Genomic DNA, 19463 nt, shown 5'->3' on the forward strand with positions numbered 1-19463 from the left:
ACTCTCCATAGTCAACATTATGATCTATTTTATCCGTTCTCTCCTGTCACATCAATAGGTTCTGTTTTAGGAATGAGAAATATCGTTGGAGGAAGAATGGAAAAAATTGGAGCGTTTTGGAAAAACCTGTTTGATAATACCAAGCGAAAGTAAAAGCATTTTCAATTGTGTATTTCACGATATCTTCCATAAAACTTAGGAAGTTTTTCTTAAAGCACTGCTTGTAAAATTTAAAGCTTTTCAATATCCAAATTAGAATGAGAGCAACAAGACAGTGCATTATAAAGTTAAATTTTCACTATCTGTATAAACAAAGAAGCATAATTATAGATGTTTTTATTTATATTTTCGCTATGAATCCACTCCAGAATATCTGCACAAATTTGTTTGCCTTCACCTACTTCAACAAGAGAAACTGTATAAATCTCTTCTGCCCCTTTGAACGCTATATAGTTGAAATAATCGAGGAAAAATATCACAACGAGCAGTGAAAAAAACAAATGTCGAGAGCGAAGATTTGAAAGTAATTATTGGCAATTTTTATTTTTTGTCAATGACTTACACTATAGTGATGAAACGGTGTTTACCTATGAAATAAGCATCGCGATTGTATTTTTTTCATGATAAGCCGCCTAGTCAATCATTTTGAATTTTTTAGAAACTGGGTTAAGAAGAGCCAAATGTTGTAAACTAACGCGTACCTCTGCGGACTCTCACTTCTTTAAGATCATCACATATTCTTTCGCATACAGCATAGTTAATATATTTTTTCTCTTTGGTATAGCACTTGAAATGCTCTATGAGCTGATATTGTACAAAACGAAAAGAAGAAAAAAATAACTGTAATTTAAATGCACTGTTTATGATTAAAGGAAAAATGTTTTTATCAATTTGCTTGTTTTAGAAAATATTTTTTTCACTTTAACATTCTTTTTCAAAAAGATGTGGGCTTTCAACAATAAGCTTTTCTCGTGCTTTTTGTAATTGTTTAATGACTTCATCAATTTTTGATGGAGAACAAAGAGCTTCTTCACTATTCAACAAATGCAGCTTTTCCTTCCCTTCGTATAAACATTGCATTTGAGATTGAAGTATTCTAATTTCTTGAAAGAAAAGACGCCCAGTTTCCTTAAAACCATTATTAAGTGAAAACAGTTGATCGGAAATAGAGAGTAAAATTTGTTTAAAAAAACGCTCATTTTCTTGGCGTTTACGATATTCTAAAATAAGAGCATGGCTTATTTCATCTAATTGTTTTTTTGTAGAATCAATTTGACGCAATAAATTCGGTTTTTCCCCCATATCACCTTTTCTCACCTTCACAAGCATAGCATGAATTTCTAACAACTTCATTGCGGAATGAGATAAATAATCAACAACTGTAGGCGTATTGACATAGCTTTTCCTTGCAATCATCACAAACTGACCTAATAACTGCTTTTTACATTCATCCCGCTATTTTTTTATTTTACAAAGTCATTCTAAAGAAAGTGCTAAAAAATATTTTTCCAATACATTATTCGATAGTCCCTGCTCCTCTTTTTTTACTATCGACCTGGAATCCGTGGAGAGAGAAAACGTAAAGGCGTATAAAGGATAAGATGTGTTGTTTTTTCTAACACACTACTACCATCTGCAAGAAGAGCTTGGCTAGGTGACAATTCCGTACCTTGCATAATTGTTGAAGCCAAAGAACCTTCTCGAGAAAGAGCCATTAATGTTGGTGAAGAGGCAAAGACATTGTGTGCTCCCCCATCCACATGAGAAAAATCAAGAACAGCTATTCCATTTTTACGCAACATCTCAATATCTGAACCATCACCCACACGATGATGTCCCCCCGTAAGACGTCCTGAAACAGCGAGAGCTTTATCTGCTCTGGATACTAAAATTGCTGTTGGCTGTGGAAGTTTTTTTATATCATTAAGTTGGCGCTCAAATACATCAATATCAATATCTGGTGCAGCCATTAATAAACTTGTAATACGACGAATAGGCTTATATTTTCCCTGTAGAGCTAAGGTTCTAAATGCCTCCATTATAACAAAATTGCCCATAGAATGTGCAATAACCGAAATCTGATCAGCATTGGTTTCACTAATAAGTGTCAAGAGTTCTATTAATCCATCACGGGCAAAATTAGCGCTGTCACGGTCATAAATGTAAAGAGGAATTGATCCAGCAGAAGGCCAAGAATAATGCACAGCGACAACATTTAAAGAATAATCGTATGTAAACTGTGCTGTACGAAATGTGCCATCTGCAAAATTATTATTATATCCATGGATAAAAAGAAAAATTTCTCTTTTTCCTTTTGGCTTTTTTGCTAAAGCAGCATTTAATTGCTGTTTAAACTGTTCTTTATTATCATATTTTTGCAATGAGACTGCTGCAAAATACTTATCATGCGTAGGTTTATAGGCATTTATTTCAACCAGTCCCTTTACATGCTGCTGAGGAATTCCTACGTCAATGCGATTATAATGTACTTTATTTGATCGCTCTGATCCATAAGGTTGAGCGTAATTATTTTGCATCATACGACTTGTTGCAACATACACTGGAACAATCGCTTTTGGAGAAATTGGTTTTCCCTCAACTTCTTTTTCTACTGCAGTCATAGAAGGCGTTGCATGCACCCCATGCCAAAGGACAGCGCGCGAATCACTACATGCTGATAATAAAGAAATACAAATAAGAAGCGTTAAATACTTTAGAACCACTCTACTTCTCACTGCAACTTCACCCCATCCGATAAAAAAATATAACATTTTAAATACACAGATAAAGGAATAAAAAATGAAACATTATAAGGAACACGCCCAAAAATAACATACAAAGAAAGATTTTTCTATAATGGGAAAGATCTTTTATAGCTCGCACAGCAGCTCCCCTCTCTCTGCAAAGCTTCTTCTCGTTACAGAGAAATTAATTGCCAATGGTGCGGTCGAGAAGACTCGAACTTCCACGGGTTGCCCCACAGCGACCTCAACGCTGCGCGTCTACCAATTCCGCCACGACCGCACGTGATTAAGCAAAAAATTTTGATTTTCAGCCTTTAACAAATCAGAAAGAAAGGTACAAGCCAATTTTTTCTTTCCCATAATTTATTTTATCCAGATGATTTATAACTTAATAAAAATTATGAGAAATACCGATGTTACGATGATCTTTGAACCATCATCATAAAATGGGCTTGTGCAGCTTGATCTTTTTCATAATAACCATGAAATTTTTTTGTAATTGTTGTAGATCCCTGCTTTTGGATTCCTCTCATAACCATACACATGTGCTCAGCTTCGATCAATACAGCTACACCACGAGGCTTCAGATGCATTTCTAAAGCATGAGCCATTTGCGCTGTCATCGCTTCTTGTGTTTGTAAACGACGAGAAAAAATATCTACAATACGCGCAATTTTTGAAAGGCCAACAATTTTTGCATCAGGAAGATAGCCTATGTGTGCTTTTCCAATAATCGGGATCATATGATGTTCACAGTGCGAATAAAAAGGAATATTTTTTACGATTACCGATTCATTATATCCTGAAACCTCTTCAAAAACCGTTCCTAATGTTTCTTCAACTGATTGATGATAACCATTAAAAAGCTCGCGATATGCCTTGGCTATACGTTTTGGAGTCTCTAAAAGCCCTTCCCTCCTTGGATTTTCCCCTACCCATAAGAGTAATGTGCGAATCGCTTCTTCCACCTCTTCAAGACTCGGACGCTTTTTTTCAGATAACAAAGAATCCTTTGCGCCTCTTTTAATACCATTACGCATTCAAAAACTCCAACCTTACTCTATACAAAACATTTGCTATAAACCTATTTCATTTTGTATAATCTCTATATAAGCGAATTAAAAGTTTAAACAATCACGTCTCTCAAAATTTCAGGCAATAGCGCATGAGTGACAATATCTATAGTGATAAAATACTTGAATATGCTGCGCATATAAGCAGAATTGGGCGTCTTAATAATCCTGATGCAACATCAAAAAAACAGGCACATCCTTGCGGCTCAACAATCACTGTGGATTTAAAAGTGGAAGATCATATCGTGATAGATTTTGCTCATGAAATACACGCATGTGTGTTAGGGCAAGCCTCAGCATCACTTTTAGCATATCATATCATCGGACAAACAACACAAGATCTTAAAATATTACGTAAAGTTATCTATCAAATGCTAACCCAAGATGGTCCTTCTCCTCAAGCTCCCTTTGAGAATTTTTCTTGCTTACAGCCCATTAAAGATTATAAAGTGCGCCATGCTGCAACACTACTACCCTTTGATGCAACGATAGACTGCATTCAACAAATTGAAGAAAATAAATGCTCAAATCACAGTTTCGACAAAAAAAAATGACTCGAAATTACACAGGTGCTTGGCAAAAAACACCTGGACGATTACTGGGCATTTTCTTAATACGTTTCTATCAAACAACACTTTCGAGTCTTATAGGCAACCAGTGTCGCCACGCCCCAACGTGTTCAGAATATATATATGAGGCGATCGCACGCCATGGGCTTTGGGCTGGTGCATGGATGGGCCTCTTTCGTATCATACGTTGTGGTCCCTTTGGAACGGATGGCTTTGATCCAGTACCTCCTTCACTGGGAAATTCTTGCTGTTTTTATAAACCTTGGCGTTACTGGAAAATTTCTGAAAAACACACCAAATAATCCTTTTCTTTTTTCATATGTATTGATAGAAGAGTTAATCTATAAGCTTTTTACTCAGTTTTCACGAAACCATCCGCAATCGTTGGCGGAATTGGATTAAAAGGGTGTTTTTATGTCTTGCTCTATTTCTCTTTCTTTTCCCGATGGTTCAAAACGTAATTACCCCGCCGAAATGACAGGCTTGGAATTAGCAGAATCCATTTCTAAATCACTCGCAAAAAAAGCCGTCGCCTATCGTCTTGATGGCATCATGCGAGATCTATCAGATCCATTGGCAGAGTCTGGTCAAATAGAGATTATTACCCGAGAAGATGCACAGGCTCTTGAACTCATAAGGCATGATTGCGCCCATGTCCTTGCTGAAGCAGTGCAAGAACTTTTTCCTGAAACGCAAGTAACAATAGGTCCTGTAATTGAGAATGGATTCTATTATGATTTTGCACGCCAACAACCTTTTACATTAGATGATCTCACCATCATTGAAAAGAAAATGCGTGAAATTATCCAACGCAATAAACCTTTTAGAAAAGAAATTTGGTCTCGTGAAAAAGCCAGAAGAGTTTTTTCTGAGAAAAAGGAATTTTATAAAGTTGAACTTATTGATAGCATCCCGGACAATCAAGATTTAAAAATCTATTATCAAGGAGAGTGGTTTGATCTTTGTCGCGGACCGCACATGCAATCTACAGGGCAAATTGGAAATGCTTTCAAATTAATGAAAGTTGCAGGAGCTTACTGGCGTGGCGATGCCAATAATCCAATGCTCACGAGAATTTATGGAACAGCATTTGCAAATGAAAATGACTTAAAAGCCTACCTCCATATGCTAGAAGAAGCTGAAAAACGTGATCATCGCCGCTTAGGACGCGAGATGGACTTATTTCATTTTCAAGAAGAAGGTCCAGGAATGATTTTTTGGCACCAAAAAGGCTGGAAAATGTTCCAAAATTTGATCAACTATATGCGTAGACGCCTTGATGATCACCAATATGCAGAAGTAAATGCACCACAAGTTCTCGATAGATCACTTTGGGAAATATCGGGGCATTGGGGCTGGTATAAGGAAAACATGTTCAAAGCAATTCCAGCCGCAGAAGATTCAGACCATGGGAATGTGTATGCCCTTAAACCAATGAATTGTCCTGGTCATGTGCAAATTTTTAAACATGGTTTAAAATCTTATCGTGATTTACCTATTAGACTTGCTGAGTTTGGTCTTGTTCATCGTTATGAGCCTTCAGGCTCTTTGCATGGTCTGATGCGTGTGCGTGGTTTTACACAAGACGATGCACATATTTTTTGTACCGATGAACAATTAGCCGATGAATGTCTCAGTATTAATGACCTTATTTTATCAACGTATGCGGATTTTGGTTTTAAAGAAATCAGCCTTAAGCTTTCAACACGTCCAGAAAAACGAGTTGGATCTGATGCATTATGGGATCATGCAGAAAGTATCATGGAATCTGTCCTTAAAACGATTGAAACAAAATTTGCGGGACAAATCAAAACCAGCATCCTTCCAGGTGAGGGAGCCTTTTATGGTCCAAAATTTGAATATACATTAAAGGATGCTATCGGTCGTGAATGGCAATGTGGAACAACACAACTAGACTTTAATCTTCCTGAACGTTTTGGTGCATTCTATATTGATAAAGATTCAGAAAAACGCCAGCCTGTTATGATCCATCGCGCCATTTTTGGATCAATGGAGCGTTTTCTTGGTATATTAATCGAAAATTTTGCTGGACATATGCCACTTTGGCTTTCTCCTGAGCAAATTGTTGTCGCAACAATTACATCCGAAGCAAATGAATATGCCCAAAAAATAACGGCAAGACTTAAAGCTTCTGGTCTTTCCGCAACAATAGATCTCCGCAATGAAAAAATTAACTATAAAATACGAGAACATTCTTTACAAAAAGTTCCCGTCATTTTGGTCTGTGGCAAACGTGAAGCTGAAACAAACAGCGTCAATATGCGTCGCTTAGGAAGCCCAAATCAAACCCTTTTATCTGTAGAAGATGCAATTAAGCAACTTTCAAATGAAGCCACGCCTCCAGATTTACAGCGTGTAATCAATGCATAACATCATACAAGATGGCAAGACATTAATTTTTCACTGTAAATCGTGAATTTTTGTACAAAATCAAACGGCTTGATAGTGTCGTGTTTTTCACGTTTATACATGATGACCAATCATCAGTAAAAATCACGTAATCACACTTTACGAGGCAGGTTGATGAAAAAATTGAATGTAAAAGCTATAAGTTATTTAAATACAAAAATTATAGATATAGGACGATAACGCCACGATCATGGATAGATCATTACGATAATTACATCAATATCAAGAAAAAAACTAAAAATGAGATTATCATAAATACGTAAATTAGTCGAATAATGATGTATTATCTTATTAAGAGATGACTTTATAAAATAAATATAATAATTTGATTTATAATGATGATCTATATTCATTTATATTAAAAAAAGAATCTCAAACATCATAGAATTTTCTCACTTTAAATCTGTTTTATGTTGCAGAAATTAAAATTATTCGTTTGCACATAACAAACAGGATAAGCTCGTGTGGATAAAAAAGTAAAAAATGTCTAAACCGTTTCAAGTGCCAAGGGCTTGTCTTACAACATTCGGTGGCTGACAAAGTGTGTAATGAAGCCTAGCTTGCTCCTTCACAAATGTAAAAATAGTGGAATTTAACATTATAGGGAGTCTGTCGTGAAATAGGCTTGAGAGCCTTAAGAAAAATCTCTTTAAATAAGGCACGTGAATTGATAACTCAATAGCGCTCTACAAAAGCACCTCACAATCTACACAACGAAGATATACTTTACTTTTCTTGAGAATTATAAAGCTAAATCAAAGGAGAATGACAAAATTTGCTGTTCATTCTTTCCTCTCTTCACATTTGAGCAAATTAAAAACTCTTCCTAAAAAAATAGTAAGCTATGCACACGGGTATATGAGTTGCTCGTTAACATAATAAATCTCGAGCCACATTTATAAAGCGTCTAAATATCTACACACAATACCTTGCGACGCTAAACGCTAGATATTGATTTATAAAAAACTTTTAAAACGTATGTTTTTCTAAAAAAGAAGCACAATATAAAATGCAAAACATTATTGTTATCGTGCTCTATCAAGAACACGCTTACATTCAATGAGTTCAAACAGGATTTCTTGCAACAATGCTTTATCGGTTTTATCTTTGTACAGATTCACAGAACCAACAGAGGTCTCTCCCTCATTTCTCATGAAACTCAAAAGTCCAAAAGAAGACTTTTTAGGTTTATTGCTCGTATTTTCAAAAGTTTGCCCGGCATGTTTTTTCTCTATGACGACATTCATAGCATCAAGATCGCCATTACCAAATGCAGTCACAAAAGCAACACCATTTTCTTTCAAAAGGCGCTGCACACCTTTTATCGTATAACCCTGATCGTACAATAACTGCTTAATACCATTGAGCAAATCAACGTCGACTGGACGATAGTAACGCCTTCCTCCCCCACGTTTCATTGGTTTAATCTGCCTAAAACGTGTTTCCCAGAATCTCAAAACATGCTGCGGAAGCTCCAATAATTCGGCTACTTCGCTAATTGTGCGAAAAGCATCAGAGCTTTTATCCATTTTGCAACACCTTATCTAAAACACGACAAATAATTTGATAATGATTCATTACGTCTCAATTTCTCAACAAGATTAGTCAAAAATAGGACCTCGACTACTTACTAAACAGCCTTTTTTCAAAAAACATAAGTCTTTATTTTATACATTTTTTAACAAATACCAAACATTATCACGGCATTTATTTATGAGAGATTATTTTTCTGTCTTGCACGATGCGAATCTAAAATTCTCTGTTTAAGGATATTTGCAGCCTTAAACGTCACAACACGTCGCGGCGGAATAGGTGCTTCAACACCTGTTTTGGGATTGCGTCCAATACGTTCATTCTTACTGCGAACCTGAAAAGTTGCAAAAGAAGATAATTTAACCGCTTCACCTCTTACAAGTGAGTTGCAAATCTCATCCAAAACCAATTCGACCAAAGCTGCTGATTCAGTATGTGACAAGCCCACTTTTTTACAAACTACGCTCGCTAAATCTGCACGCGTTACTGTCTTACTTGTCATTATAACCACCTATTAAAATATTAAAAATTACAAAATGACTTATACGTTTTATTCAAATATGGTCAAGTAACCATCATTTACCAACGAATAAGAATTGCTCCCCATGTAAACCCACCTCCCATGGCTTCTAACATGATAAGATCTCCTTTCTTTATCCTTCCATCGCAAAGAGCTGTTGTTAAAGCCAACGGAACGGATGCTGCAGACGTGTTACCGTGTTGATTAATGGTAATCACAACTTTATCTGGTGAAATTTTCAGCTTTTTAGCAGATGCTTCAATAATGCGCTTATTAGCCTGGTGAGGGACAAACCAATCGAGTTGTGAAGAATCTATACCTGCAGCTGCAAAACAATCATCAACCACATCCGTTATCATACCAACAGCATATTTAAAAACTTCTCGTCCTTCCATACGCAAATAACCTGTCGTTTGTGTTGTTGAAGGTCCACCATCAACATACAACTTATCGATATAAGCACCATCAGAACGCAATTTTGCAGACAATATACCACGCTCAAAAGCACCTTGCCTTTCAACTTCTTGCGCTTCCAAAACAGCAGCCCCCGCACCATCACCAAACAAAACACATGTTGTACGGTCTTCCCAATCTAAAATTCGAGAAAATGTATCGGACCCAATCACTAAAATTCTTTTAGCGGCTCCACAGCGTAAATAAGAATCTCCTGTTGTTAAAGCAAAAATAAAACCAGAGCAAACAGCTTGAATATCAAAAGCAAATCCATGGCTCATTCCCAAAGCATACTGAATTTCAACAGCAGAAGCAGGAAACGTACGATTTGGCGTTGAGGTTGCTAAAATAATACAATCAATATCCTTTATTGTAAGACCAGCATTTATAAGAGCTGCTTGCGCAGCTTCAACGCCTAAAGAAACCGTTGTTTCATTTTCATTGGCAATATAACGTTGATGTATTCCTGTACGTTGAACAATCCATGAATCTGATGTTTCAACAAACTTTGCAATCTCATCATTTGATAAACTTCTTTTCGGCAAAGCACTTCCTACACCCCGTATAATTGATCGAATCATTCAGCTCTTACCTTTTCTTCAGATTTTTCACTTCCATTATAAGAGCTCATCATAAGGATTCTCCACTCATCGCCGCTTCATCTTCCTGATCAAAAAGTGTTTCTTTATTTTCATGAAACCGCCGTAAATCAGCCGTTATTTTTTTTAAAAGTCCGTTATTAACCATTTCATAACCAACACGGATAGCAGAAGCAAAACCATTCGCATTAGCACTGCCGTGACTTTTTATGACGACACCGTTCAAACCTAAAAGTACGCCCCCATTCACCCTATCGGGATCCATTTTGTTTTTCAGCGTACGAAAAGCACGCCGCGATAAAAAATAACCAAGAGATGTTAAAAAAGAACTGCGCATTGCAGAATTTAAAATCTCTGCGATCTGCCGCGCGGTCCCTTCTGCAGTTTTTAAAGCAATATTACCAGAAAACCCTTCTGTTACAACAACATCGACCGTTCCTTTTCCAATGTCATTACCCTCAACAAATCCTTTATATTCCAATCCTTCTAATTGCACTTCACGCAATATCATTCCTGCTTTTTTTATTCCATAAAGTCCTTTAGCTTCTTCCACCCCCACATTTAAAAGCCCAACACTTGGTTTTTCAGTGTGATATAAAGCACGAAACATACCCGCTCCCATAACCGCCAAATCAACCAACTGACTAGCAGATGCACCAATTGTTGCTCCAATATCTAAAACGATACTCTCACTGCGAAGTGTTGGCCAAATACCTGCAATACCAGGTCGTTCAGCCTCTGCCAACATTTTTAAACAAAAATAAGACATAGCCATAAGTGCCCCCGTATTACCAGCAGAAACGCAAGCATCAGCTTCACCATTTTTTACCGCTTCAATGGCATACCACATTGATGATTTACCACGTCCATTGCGAAGGGCTTGGCTTGGCTTTTCATCCATGCGTGTATAGCTTTCTGTAGGAAAAAAGCGCGATATAGAATCCAAACAGGGATATTTTTTTAAAACTGGTTTAACGACCTCTTCTATCCCATAAAACAGAAAATAAACATTTGACAAATATTTTTGGACAATTGCTGCTCCTGCAATAGCTACTTCTGGATCGTAATCACCACCCATGACATCCACAGAAATTCTAATCACGCTTGCATATCCCACATCTTTTCATTTACATTTTTAAACGCACATTATGATTTTTGGTAACTCAAACTCATAAAACATATCTTGCGAAAATAGATCCGCAGAAAATACCGTTTTTATCGTAGTATACAATAGATAATTTTTTTATGTTTTTACAATCACTTCCAATTTTTCAAAACAGAAAATGGCGAGAGCTTTTGCTCTGCTCCTCCTAAATCTTTAACCACATGCATCGTTATCCCCTCTTTACGTGGATAACGATTAATAGACAACTCAAAAAACTCTTCCATGATTGCACCAATATCAATTTTATCATTATAAAATATTTCCGGCGTATCAAGTCCCTCCGCATCCAAAAATAATTCTCGTGTATCTTCTGATATTTTTGGCTTCATCAAATTTGAATCTTCTGGAACAAAAAAAACCTCAATATTTTCACGAAGAATATTTTCTAATGGTTCTAATGTAACAACACATAACTGTATTATATGCGCTTGCAACAAACCTTTTATACGCACACCGCGTTTTTTCCACGGAAGAATATGGAATTTTCCCTGACAAGATTTTACTTCAACTAAATCATGGTTTTGAGCTAAATGTGTACATTCTTTTTTATTTGCACAAAGATGAACTCTTATCCCTTTAGCAGGAAGAGAACGGACGGATATTGGATAGGCCAAAGCAAATGCCATTTGAGAAACATTTTGAACATTCATTGACAACTCCCAAACATGAAAATCTATAAAGCACAGTATTTTTATTTAGCTCAAGTATATTTCATTCATTTTTTTCTTTTCTAAAGAAATTCTATATGGCATAATTTGTCTTATAACAGGGAAACTCAATGTAAGCTACGGTAGATTAAACTAAAATTAGAAAAAACTTGAGGTTGCCTTCTTGTCATACATCTCAGTATAAAGGAGATATCATTGTTTCAAATGCCTCACATAATAGCCTTAATCAAACGCAAATTGTTGGTTGGTTTATCAATAGCAAGCATCGTAACAGTTGGAGGTTGCAGTCTTCTTGATTCTTCAGGGTCAAGCCAAATGTATAGAGAGGGCTATATTCTTGATAAAAATGCTCTCAGTTCTATTTCTATTGGCTCAAGTCAAGAGCAAGTTCTTTTAACTTTAGGAACACCTTCATTAAAAACAAAATATGATAATGAAGTCTTTTATTACATCTCACAAACACGTTATCGTGGGATGCAGTTTATGAAAACAAAGATTATTGACCGCAAAGTTTTAGCTATTTACTTCAATAAAAACAATCAGGTTGCAAAAGTTGCTCACTATGGTCTACAAGACGGTCAAGTATTTGATTTTATTACGCAAACAACACCAACATTAACAAAAGAACATCCCTTCTTAATTCAAATTATAAAAGGCCCTGCGAATCTACCACCCCCTAGGTAGAAGATATCGTCCACTTATCCTTCCAATATGATGACGTCTGATGTTATCAGGCCTCATCATATGAGATAATATCATCATTAAGAGCGGATTTTCTTTGCCATACTGTCAAGAACGGCATTAACAAGTTTTGGCTCATCCCCTTCAAAAAACGCTTTAGCTATATCAACATATTCATTCATGACGACCGCAACAGGAACATCTTTACGGTTGATCAGCTCCCACAAAGCGGCTCGTAAAATTGCTCGCAATATAGAATCAAGACGTGAAAGAGACCATTCTGCAGAAAGCTGTTGATGAAGCAGAGGATCAAGCTGCTTTTGGTCTTTGACAACACCCGTTATAATCGCCAAAAACCATTGAAAATCAGCTTCAAGATACTGGTTTCCATCAATATCTTTTCCCAAACGATAAGCCTCATATTCAGCAGCTGTTTCCATCACTCCCGAACCCACGATATCCATTTGATAGAGAGCCTGAACCGCAGCGAGTCTTGCTGCTCCACGTTTATTGGCTGAACGCGGAAAATGTCTGCTTTTTATATCAGCCATACTTAACGATTATCTCCAAATCTCTTTTTTAGAGCGATCATACATAAAGCAGCTTCAGCTGCAAAACCACCTTTATTTTTGCCATCTTGTTTTGCGCGTACCCATGCTTGCTCTTCATTTTCAACAGTTAAAATACCATTTCCAATAGCTAAGTGCTTATGAATAGTTAAATCCATCAAGGACCGACAAGAATCGTTGGCAACAATTTCAAAGTGATATGTCTCCCCCCGAATAACACAACCCAGTGCAACATAACCATCATAAGATATCTTATTTTGTTCAGCAAAAGCTATTGCAGCTGGTATTTCTAAGGCTCCTGGAACTGTTATAATATCATAGCTTGCTTCAGCTTTTTGCAAGGCATTCACAGCCCCTTTCAAAAGCGCATCAGAAATCTCTTCATAAAAACGTGCTTCAACAATCAATATGTGAGGCTTTTTACGTATCTCTTTCATCATAATGAAATTCCATAAAAACGAATCAAAAAACTCAAAGGTATAGAGCATAAAATTCTAAAAACGATCAATAGAATTGTCGCTTATTCATCGTCTCTTTTAAAAGCAAAAAGCTTAGCAGCATAACGAGCAAGTTGGTCAGTTTCCAAATTGACCCAATCTCCAATTTTAGCTTCTCCCCATGTTGTCACTTCAAGTGTATGGAGAATAATAAGAACATCAAAAACGCAATCCTCCACACTATTAACAGTCAAAGATGTCCCATTAAGAGCGACTGATCCCTTAGGTACAATGAAAGGCATAAATTGTCTTGAAACTTTTAAATAAAAACGAATTGCATCCCCTTCATTTTTTTGTTCAATGATTTCAGCCAAGCCATCAATATGACCAGAAACCAAATGCCCTCCCATTTCATCACCCAATCGAAGCGAACGCTCTAAATTAACAAAAGTTCCTTTTTTCCATTGGGCAAGATTTGTTAAACGTAATGTTTCTTCCCACGCCTCAACAACAAACCAATTGGAATCTTCTTGTTTAAAACCTCGTTCCACAACTGTCAGACAAATTCCTGAACACGCAATTGACGCACCAATTACTAAGCTTTCTACAGCATAGTGTGTAGAAATCTTTACACGCATCCCCTGCTTTAAAGATTGAATATCTTCAACACAACCGATATCCGTTATAATTCCTGTGAACATAATGTCTTACGTCTCCATTTATAAAAACGGTCATTTCCAAACATTTTTGTCTCAATCTCATGAAATTGCGAAAGATAATTTCCAAAATGAGGGGCAGTAATCCCTTTTTTTCCTAAGACAACGGGACTATAAAAACATATCAAATGATCAACACAACCAGCATTCAAAAACTTTTCTCCTGTCTTTACACCCCCTTCCAGTAAAACACTATTAATTCCCTGTTTATAAAGCATCTGTAAAAGAACAAAGGGGTCTACAAAACCATTATTCATCTCTACTGAATAAACAGACACACCATAGTGCTCCAATGCGTTTTTTTTGTTTTTCTTTGAAAGATCCCCATTACAAATAACCCACGTAGGAGTTTTTATGGCTGTTTGGACAACTTTCGCATCAAGAGGGATAGATAAATCTGCATCCAAAATAATACGAATTGGCGAGCGCATTTCCATTCCTGGCAAGCGGCAATTAAGCTGTGGATCATCGGCTAATATAGTCCCAATACCAACGAGAATAGCGTTGTTTTGAGCCCGTAGAATATGCGTATGGGTATGGGAAAGCGTTCCACTAATTTTTATTCCCCCCTCCTTTCTTTTTCCCACACTATTATCGGCAGAAATTGCCATTTTTAAAGTGACAGCACAACGTTGTAACTTTCTTATACACCAATGCGTCCATAAAGCTTCAAAAGCCTCTTCAGCTAAAATACCCTCAACGACTTCAACACCCACCGCACGCAAAAGAGCAAGACCACGACCATCCACACGCTTGTCACAATCGGTCAGAGCAACAACAACTCGGGAAATACCTGAATCAATAAGTGCCTTAACACACGGAGAAGTTTTTCCATAATGTGCGCAAGGTTCTAAAGTAACATAGGCAGTTGCTCCTTGAGCTAGAGAACCAGCCATGCGTAAAGCTTGCACTTCCGCATGAGGCCTCCCGTGAAAAGCTGTAACGCCATAGCCAACAATAAATGGCCCCGCACAGTCATCATTTTGTACAATTAATGCACCAACTGAAGGATTCTCACCAGTACGCCCCACATGGCGCTCTGCTAAACGGATAGCGGCAGCCATAAACCGTTCATCTTGCACTTTTTTATTCATCAAAACGAGATTCTGTATCCGCTATACCCTTTGACAACTCATCGATAATATCGTGAAAATCGCTTGCATTACGAAAATCTCGATACACAGAAGCAAAACGGATATAAGCAATATCATCAATTCTTTTTAATGCTTCCATCACAAGATGTCCAATTTTTTCTGAAGCAACCTCTGGTTCCCCCAACCCCTCAAGCTGGCGTACAATGCCAGAGATTGCTCGTTCAATACGATCAGGATCAATATTGCGCTTTCGTACAGCCACATCAACGGATCGCATTAATTTATCACGATCAAATGGCTCACATCGTCCACTTTTTTTAGTAACCAAAAGCTCACGCAATTGAACACGTTCAAAAGTTGTAAAACGACCACCGCAAACGGAACACACACGGCGGCGGCGAATCACCGCCCCCTCTTCTGCTGGACGTGAATCTTTAACCTGTGTATCCTCATATTGACAGTAAGGACAGCGCATCTCTTTTTTATCCTTAACGCGTGCTCAGATAAGAGTAAAGAGGAAATTGATTCGTTATATCTTCCACCTTTTTCTTAACAGCCACTTCAAGGTCATGATTATCTTCATCGCTTTTTGCGTTCCGAAGACCATCAAGAACTTCTGCAATCAGATGCGCAACTTGAACGAACTCTTTTTCTAAAAAACCACGCGTTGTAGCAGCAGGTGATCCCAAACGAATTCCCGATGTTATAGATGGCGTTTCAGGGTCAAAAGGAATGCCATTTTTATTGCAGGTAATATGAGCGCGTCCTAAAGCCGATTCAGCACGTTTCCCTGTTAGATTTTTCGAACGTAAATCAACCAATAATAAATGATTGTCTGTACCGCCAGAAACAATATTAAAACCATTACTCTGTAATGCTTTTGCTAAAGTTTTTGCATTCGCGACAACATTGACACTGTAACTCTTGAAAGAAGGATGCAAAGCCTCCCCAAATGCAACAGCTTTTGCCGCAATCACATGCATTAAAGGTCCCCCTTGAAGACCAGGAAAAATAGCGGAATTAATTTTTCTGGATAAAGCCTCATCATTTGTCAATATCAAACCACCACGAGGACCTCGAAGCGATTTATGTGTTGTTGTCGTTACAATATGCGCATGTGGAACAGGGGAAGGATGTACACCACCAGCAACAAGACCAGCAATATGAGACATATCAACGAGAAGATAAGCACCGATTTCATCTGCAATTTCACGGAATCGTTTCCAATCCCAGAATCGAGGATAAGATGAGCCCCCTGCAATAATAAGTTTTGGCTTACGTTCCTTTGCAAGCCGTTCAACCTCATCCATATCAATAATCTGATCCTCTTGACGAACACCATAGGAAACAACATCGAACCATTTTCCTGACATATTGACAGACGAACCATGTGTAAGGTGACCACCAGCATTTAAATCCAATCCCATAAATGTGTCACCAGGCTGGAGTAACGCCAGAAAGACAGCTTGATTCATTTGGCTACCAGAATTAGGCTGTACATTTGCAAAAGCAGCACCAAAAAGCTGTTTTGCTCTTTCAATGGCTAAATCTTCAACAACATCGACAAATTGACACCCACCATAGTAGCGCTTTCTTGGATAACCTTCTGCATATTTATTGGTTAAAACAGACCCCTGTGCTTCAAGAACCGCTCTTGAAACAATATTCTCTGAAGCAATCAGCTCAATCTCATGTTGTTGACGCTCAAATTCCCCCCTAATGGCATTAAAAATTGCACCATCAACTGTCTGTAAATTATCATTAAAAAAGCGCTTTTGTGCGTCATTTTCTTGCTGAGTCATAAAACACATTCCTAACATTAAAAAATAAAGTCACTAAACGATAACACAGCAAACCATGCAAACCAAACATTTTAAACCACTTACACTCAAAAATACTGATACAAATATCTATCTTATTCCTCGCATAGAAACAGTAAAAAACTTCGCTCATAAGAAGAGTGAAAATGAAGTTACGTTTCTTCTTTTACGCGCTTGTCGATAGCCTTTACAAAAAATATCTATAACCTAAAGAAATTCAATAAGTTAATGATTATGATTTAAGTTGGTAATGATTTAAAATAAATTATAATGAGAAAAACTGGATACGTAGGGCAAATTAATACAAGGCAAGTTAAGAATGGTAACCAAAGTTTTTATTGATGGTGAACACGGCACAACCGGGCTACAAATACAAAAGCGTTTAGAGAAACGTACAGATTTAAAACTGCTCTCTCTTGCTCATAAAGATCGCCATAATGTTCATCTGCGGCAAGACTATCTTACTCAAACGGATATTGCCATTTTATGTCTTCCAGATGACGCAGCACGTAAAACTATTCATTGGCTAAAAAAGAATAAAAACATTAGGGTTATTGATAGCTCAACAGCTCACCGTGTTGCACCAAACTGGGTCTACGGTTTTCCTGAAATGACAGCAGGTCAAAGAAATCGCATTCAAGCAGCCCATTACGTCTCTAATCCTGGATGTTATCCTACCGGTGCCATTAGCTTGATTCGCCCCCTTCGCGAAGCAGGATTGCTAGACGCAGACTATCCCATCTCGATTTATGCAATCTCCGGTTATACCGGTGGTGGAAAACAATTGATTACCCAAATGGAAAATCAATCTCAAGAAAATATTCAGGAAAATTATTTTATCTATGGCCTTAATCTTGAACACAAACATGTGCCAGAAATTAAACTCCATGGACAAATTAATCAAACGCCACTCTTTATACCCAGTGTAGGCCGTTTCCCTCAAGGAATGATTGTGAATCTTCCACTACACCGCCATTTATTCACAAAATCAGCAAACTGTTCTGATCTGCGTGAAATTCTTGCAAACCATTACGAAGGACAAAACGTCATTTCAGTGGCATCACAAGATGAAACGGCTTCTCTTCAAAGACTGAATCCAGAATGTTTTGCCAATAAAGATGGTATGAAACTGTTCGTATTTGGAAACGATCGCGAAGGAATTTTTAATCTCTGTGCCCTCTTCGATAATTTAGGAAAAGGCGCATCAGCTGCTGCTATCCAAAATCTCGATTTAATGCTTTCAGTTAATTAAACGCCGTCTTGATATAAACTTTTATTCAACAATGCGATATGCCCCTTTTGTTGCTCGCCAGTGTGCAACTGTAAAACACAACACGACTAGTGCCATACTTTGATGAATGAGTCCCAAACTTATTGGAACCTCATGTAACAGTGTCAAAATCCCTAAAAGTGCCTGGATAATGATCATAACACAGATAAGAAATGCACGACGAGAGTGCGTTGAATGTGGAACATTTTTTCGCACATAGAAAGCATGAAGAGCCGAGACAATAAATAAAAAATAAGCAAAAAACCGATGAATAAATTGAACCGTTAAAGGATTTTCGAATAAATTAAGCCAATAAGGGCGATGCTGCAACAATCCGTCAGGAATAATCTGACCATCCATAAGAGGCCATGTATTATAGACCTTTCCCGCATGAAGTCCCGCAACCAAAGCACCCAAATAAATTTCTATCAAAACGAGAATAACAAGCCAAGCTGCAAAATGTTGCACCTTTTGATTGGCTGGTTTTTCTGAATATTCTGCAAGTCCTCGAGATAAATAAGTAACAAAAATAATAACCAAACATGCCGTTATAAGATGAAATGCTAAACGATATTGGCTCACACTTGTTAAATTACTTTGTCCAATCCCTGAAGCCACCATCCACCAGCCAATAAAGCCTTGAAAGGCGATAAGGATCGGTACAATGATAAGCGGGAATAAAATATTTTTTTCAATACGCTTCGTTGCCCAAAACCCAATTAACCCCAATAAAGCGACAAGACCAACAAGGCGCCCAAGAACACGGTGTGCCCATTCCCACCAAAAAATAACTTTAAAAGCACTTAAAGTCATATCACGATTAAGCAGCTTATACTGTGTTATTTGTTGATATTTTAAAAACTCCTCTTGCCATTGATCAACACCAATCGGTGGGATAATACCGTGTATTGGCTTCCATTCTGTTATCGATAATCCTGATCCCGTCAAACGAGTTGCACCCCCCACTAAGACAATGGCCAAGCAAAGTAATAAAATAGAGTAAAGCCACACCTGAATTTGCTTTCGATTTCTCTTTTGTACAGTTGTTAAAAAGGTATCGTTTAATCTCTTTACTGCCATCTCTGATTGCCCCACGCTTCTCTCCAACTACAATGCATTTTA

General features: G+C 37.4%; 20 protein-coding genes and 1 tRNA gene. 5 read left to right on the forward strand and 16 right to left on the reverse strand.

The window, feature by feature from the left end; all coding sequences use genetic code 11:
* Nucleotides 1-921: 921 nt before the first annotated feature.
* From D1093_RS06965 to folE, 4 genes are all read right to left on the reverse strand, one after another.
* On the reverse strand, nucleotides 922-1416 hold the full coding sequence (locus D1093_RS06965) for a hypothetical protein (RefSeq protein ID WP_120101605.1): 495 nt from the start codon (nucleotides 1414-1416) through the stop codon (nucleotides 922-924).
* A gap of 131 nt (nucleotides 1417-1547) precedes the next feature.
* On the reverse strand, nucleotides 1548-2735 hold the full coding sequence (locus D1093_RS06970; RefSeq protein ID WP_120101607.1) for an alpha/beta hydrolase: 1188 nt from the start codon (nucleotides 2733-2735) through the stop codon (nucleotides 1548-1550).
* Between the two features lie 204 nt (nucleotides 2736-2939).
* A tRNA-Leu gene (locus D1093_RS06975) sits at nucleotides 2940-3024 on the reverse strand.
* A 136-nt stretch (nucleotides 3025-3160) separates the two neighbouring features.
* A complete protein-coding gene (gene folE / locus D1093_RS06980; RefSeq protein ID WP_120101609.1) occupies nucleotides 3161-3784 on the reverse strand; it encodes a GTP cyclohydrolase I FolE in 624 nt (207 codons plus the stop codon).
* A gap of 125 nt (nucleotides 3785-3909) precedes the next feature.
* Between folE and D1093_RS06985 the strand changes: the two genes are divergently transcribed.
* The 3 genes from D1093_RS06985 (at nucleotide 3910) to thrS (ending at nucleotide 6777) form a co-directional block, all read left to right on the forward strand.
* Nucleotides 3910-4371: an iron-sulfur cluster assembly scaffold protein gene (locus tag D1093_RS06985; protein WP_120101611.1), complete on the forward strand. Its 462-nt coding sequence runs from the start codon at nucleotides 3910-3912 to the stop codon at nucleotides 4369-4371.
* Nucleotides 4338-4688 (forward strand): membrane protein insertion efficiency factor YidD, encoded by a 351-nt coding sequence (gene yidD / locus D1093_RS06990; RefSeq protein WP_039961902.1) that lies wholly within the window; start codon nucleotides 4338-4340, stop codon nucleotides 4686-4688. The genes D1093_RS06985 and yidD overlap by 34 nt, the downstream gene beginning before the upstream one ends.
* A gap of 112 nt (nucleotides 4689-4800) precedes the next feature.
* Nucleotides 4801-6777: a threonine--tRNA ligase gene (thrS, locus tag D1093_RS06995; RefSeq protein ID WP_005775130.1), complete on the forward strand. Its 1977-nt coding sequence runs from the start codon at nucleotides 4801-4803 to the stop codon at nucleotides 6775-6777.
* Between the two features lie 1064 nt (nucleotides 6778-7841).
* Here the strand turns inward: thrS and D1093_RS07000 are convergent.
* The 5 genes from D1093_RS07000 to D1093_RS07020 form a co-directional block, all read right to left on the reverse strand.
* Nucleotides 7842-8345 (reverse strand): MerR family transcriptional regulator, encoded by a 504-nt coding sequence (locus D1093_RS07000; protein WP_005773478.1) that lies wholly within the window; start codon nucleotides 8343-8345, stop codon nucleotides 7842-7844.
* Between the two features lie 182 nt (nucleotides 8346-8527).
* Nucleotides 8528-8851, reverse strand: a complete 324-nt coding sequence (locus tag D1093_RS07005; RefSeq protein WP_005773477.1) for an integration host factor subunit alpha — start codon at nucleotides 8849-8851, stop codon at nucleotides 8528-8530.
* Nucleotides 8852-8928: 77 nt separating this feature from the next.
* Nucleotides 8929-9903, reverse strand: a complete 975-nt coding sequence (locus tag D1093_RS07010; RefSeq protein WP_120101613.1) for a beta-ketoacyl-ACP synthase III — start codon at nucleotides 9901-9903, stop codon at nucleotides 8929-8931.
* A gap of 49 nt (nucleotides 9904-9952) precedes the next feature.
* The gene (gene plsX, locus D1093_RS07015) at nucleotides 9953-11023 is read right to left on the reverse strand and encodes a phosphate acyltransferase PlsX (RefSeq protein ID WP_120102376.1); all 1071 of its coding nucleotides are present in this window, start codon (nucleotides 11021-11023) and stop codon (nucleotides 9953-9955) included.
* A gap of 155 nt (nucleotides 11024-11178) precedes the next feature.
* Nucleotides 11179-11736, reverse strand: a complete 558-nt coding sequence (locus D1093_RS07020; protein WP_120101615.1) for a YceD family protein — start codon at nucleotides 11734-11736, stop codon at nucleotides 11179-11181.
* 222 nt (nucleotides 11737-11958) lie between these two features.
* Between D1093_RS07020 and D1093_RS07025 the strand changes: the two genes are divergently transcribed.
* Nucleotides 11959-12438: an outer membrane protein assembly factor BamE gene (locus tag D1093_RS07025; protein ID WP_120101617.1), complete on the forward strand. Its 480-nt coding sequence runs from the start codon at nucleotides 11959-11961 to the stop codon at nucleotides 12436-12438.
* 77 nt (nucleotides 12439-12515) lie between these two features.
* Here the strand turns inward: D1093_RS07025 and nusB are convergent, their stop codons facing one another.
* The 6 genes from nusB to glyA all read right to left on the reverse strand — a co-directional run bounded on the left by nusB (nucleotide 12516) and on the right by glyA (nucleotide 17053).
* Complete coding sequence (gene nusB, locus D1093_RS07030; protein ID WP_005773472.1) at nucleotides 12516-12986, reverse strand: transcription antitermination factor NusB; 471 nt, start codon at nucleotides 12984-12986, stop codon at nucleotides 12516-12518.
* A gap of 2 nt (nucleotides 12987-12988) precedes the next feature.
* On the reverse strand, nucleotides 12989-13444 hold the full coding sequence (locus D1093_RS07035; protein ID WP_120101618.1) for a 6,7-dimethyl-8-ribityllumazine synthase: 456 nt from the start codon (nucleotides 13442-13444) through the stop codon (nucleotides 12989-12991).
* A gap of 80 nt (nucleotides 13445-13524) precedes the next feature.
* On the reverse strand, nucleotides 13525-14142 hold the full coding sequence (locus D1093_RS07040) for a riboflavin synthase (RefSeq protein ID WP_120101620.1): 618 nt from the start codon (nucleotides 14140-14142) through the stop codon (nucleotides 13525-13527).
* Nucleotides 14124-15251 (reverse strand): bifunctional diaminohydroxyphosphoribosylaminopyrimidine deaminase/5-amino-6-(5-phosphoribosylamino)uracil reductase RibD, encoded by a 1128-nt coding sequence (gene ribD / locus D1093_RS07045; protein WP_120101622.1) that lies wholly within the window; start codon nucleotides 15249-15251, stop codon nucleotides 14124-14126. The genes D1093_RS07040 and ribD overlap by 19 nt, the downstream gene beginning before the upstream one ends.
* Complete coding sequence (gene nrdR / locus D1093_RS07050) at nucleotides 15244-15726, reverse strand: transcriptional regulator NrdR (RefSeq protein WP_120101623.1); 483 nt, start codon at nucleotides 15724-15726, stop codon at nucleotides 15244-15246. The genes ribD and nrdR overlap by 8 nt, the downstream gene beginning before the upstream one ends.
* 13 nt (nucleotides 15727-15739) lie before the next feature.
* A complete protein-coding gene (gene glyA, locus D1093_RS07055) occupies nucleotides 15740-17053 on the reverse strand; it encodes a serine hydroxymethyltransferase (protein WP_120101625.1) in 1314 nt (437 codons plus the stop codon).
* Between the two features lie 337 nt (nucleotides 17054-17390).
* Between glyA and argC the strand changes: the two genes are divergently transcribed.
* Complete coding sequence (gene argC / locus D1093_RS07060; protein WP_120101627.1) at nucleotides 17391-18323, forward strand: N-acetyl-gamma-glutamyl-phosphate reductase; 933 nt, start codon at nucleotides 17391-17393, stop codon at nucleotides 18321-18323.
* A gap of 21 nt (nucleotides 18324-18344) precedes the next feature.
* Here argC and D1093_RS07065 read toward each other — a convergent pair whose 3' ends face one another.
* Nucleotides 18345-19421: a COX15/CtaA family protein gene (locus D1093_RS07065; RefSeq protein WP_244613975.1), complete on the reverse strand. Its 1077-nt coding sequence runs from the start codon at nucleotides 19419-19421 to the stop codon at nucleotides 18345-18347.
* Between the last annotated feature and the right edge of the window lie 42 nt (nucleotides 19422-19463).

The organism is Bartonella kosoyi (assembly GCF_003606325.2).
GTDB classification, from domain to species: Bacteria; Pseudomonadota; Alphaproteobacteria; order Rhizobiales; family Rhizobiaceae; genus Bartonella; species Bartonella kosoyi.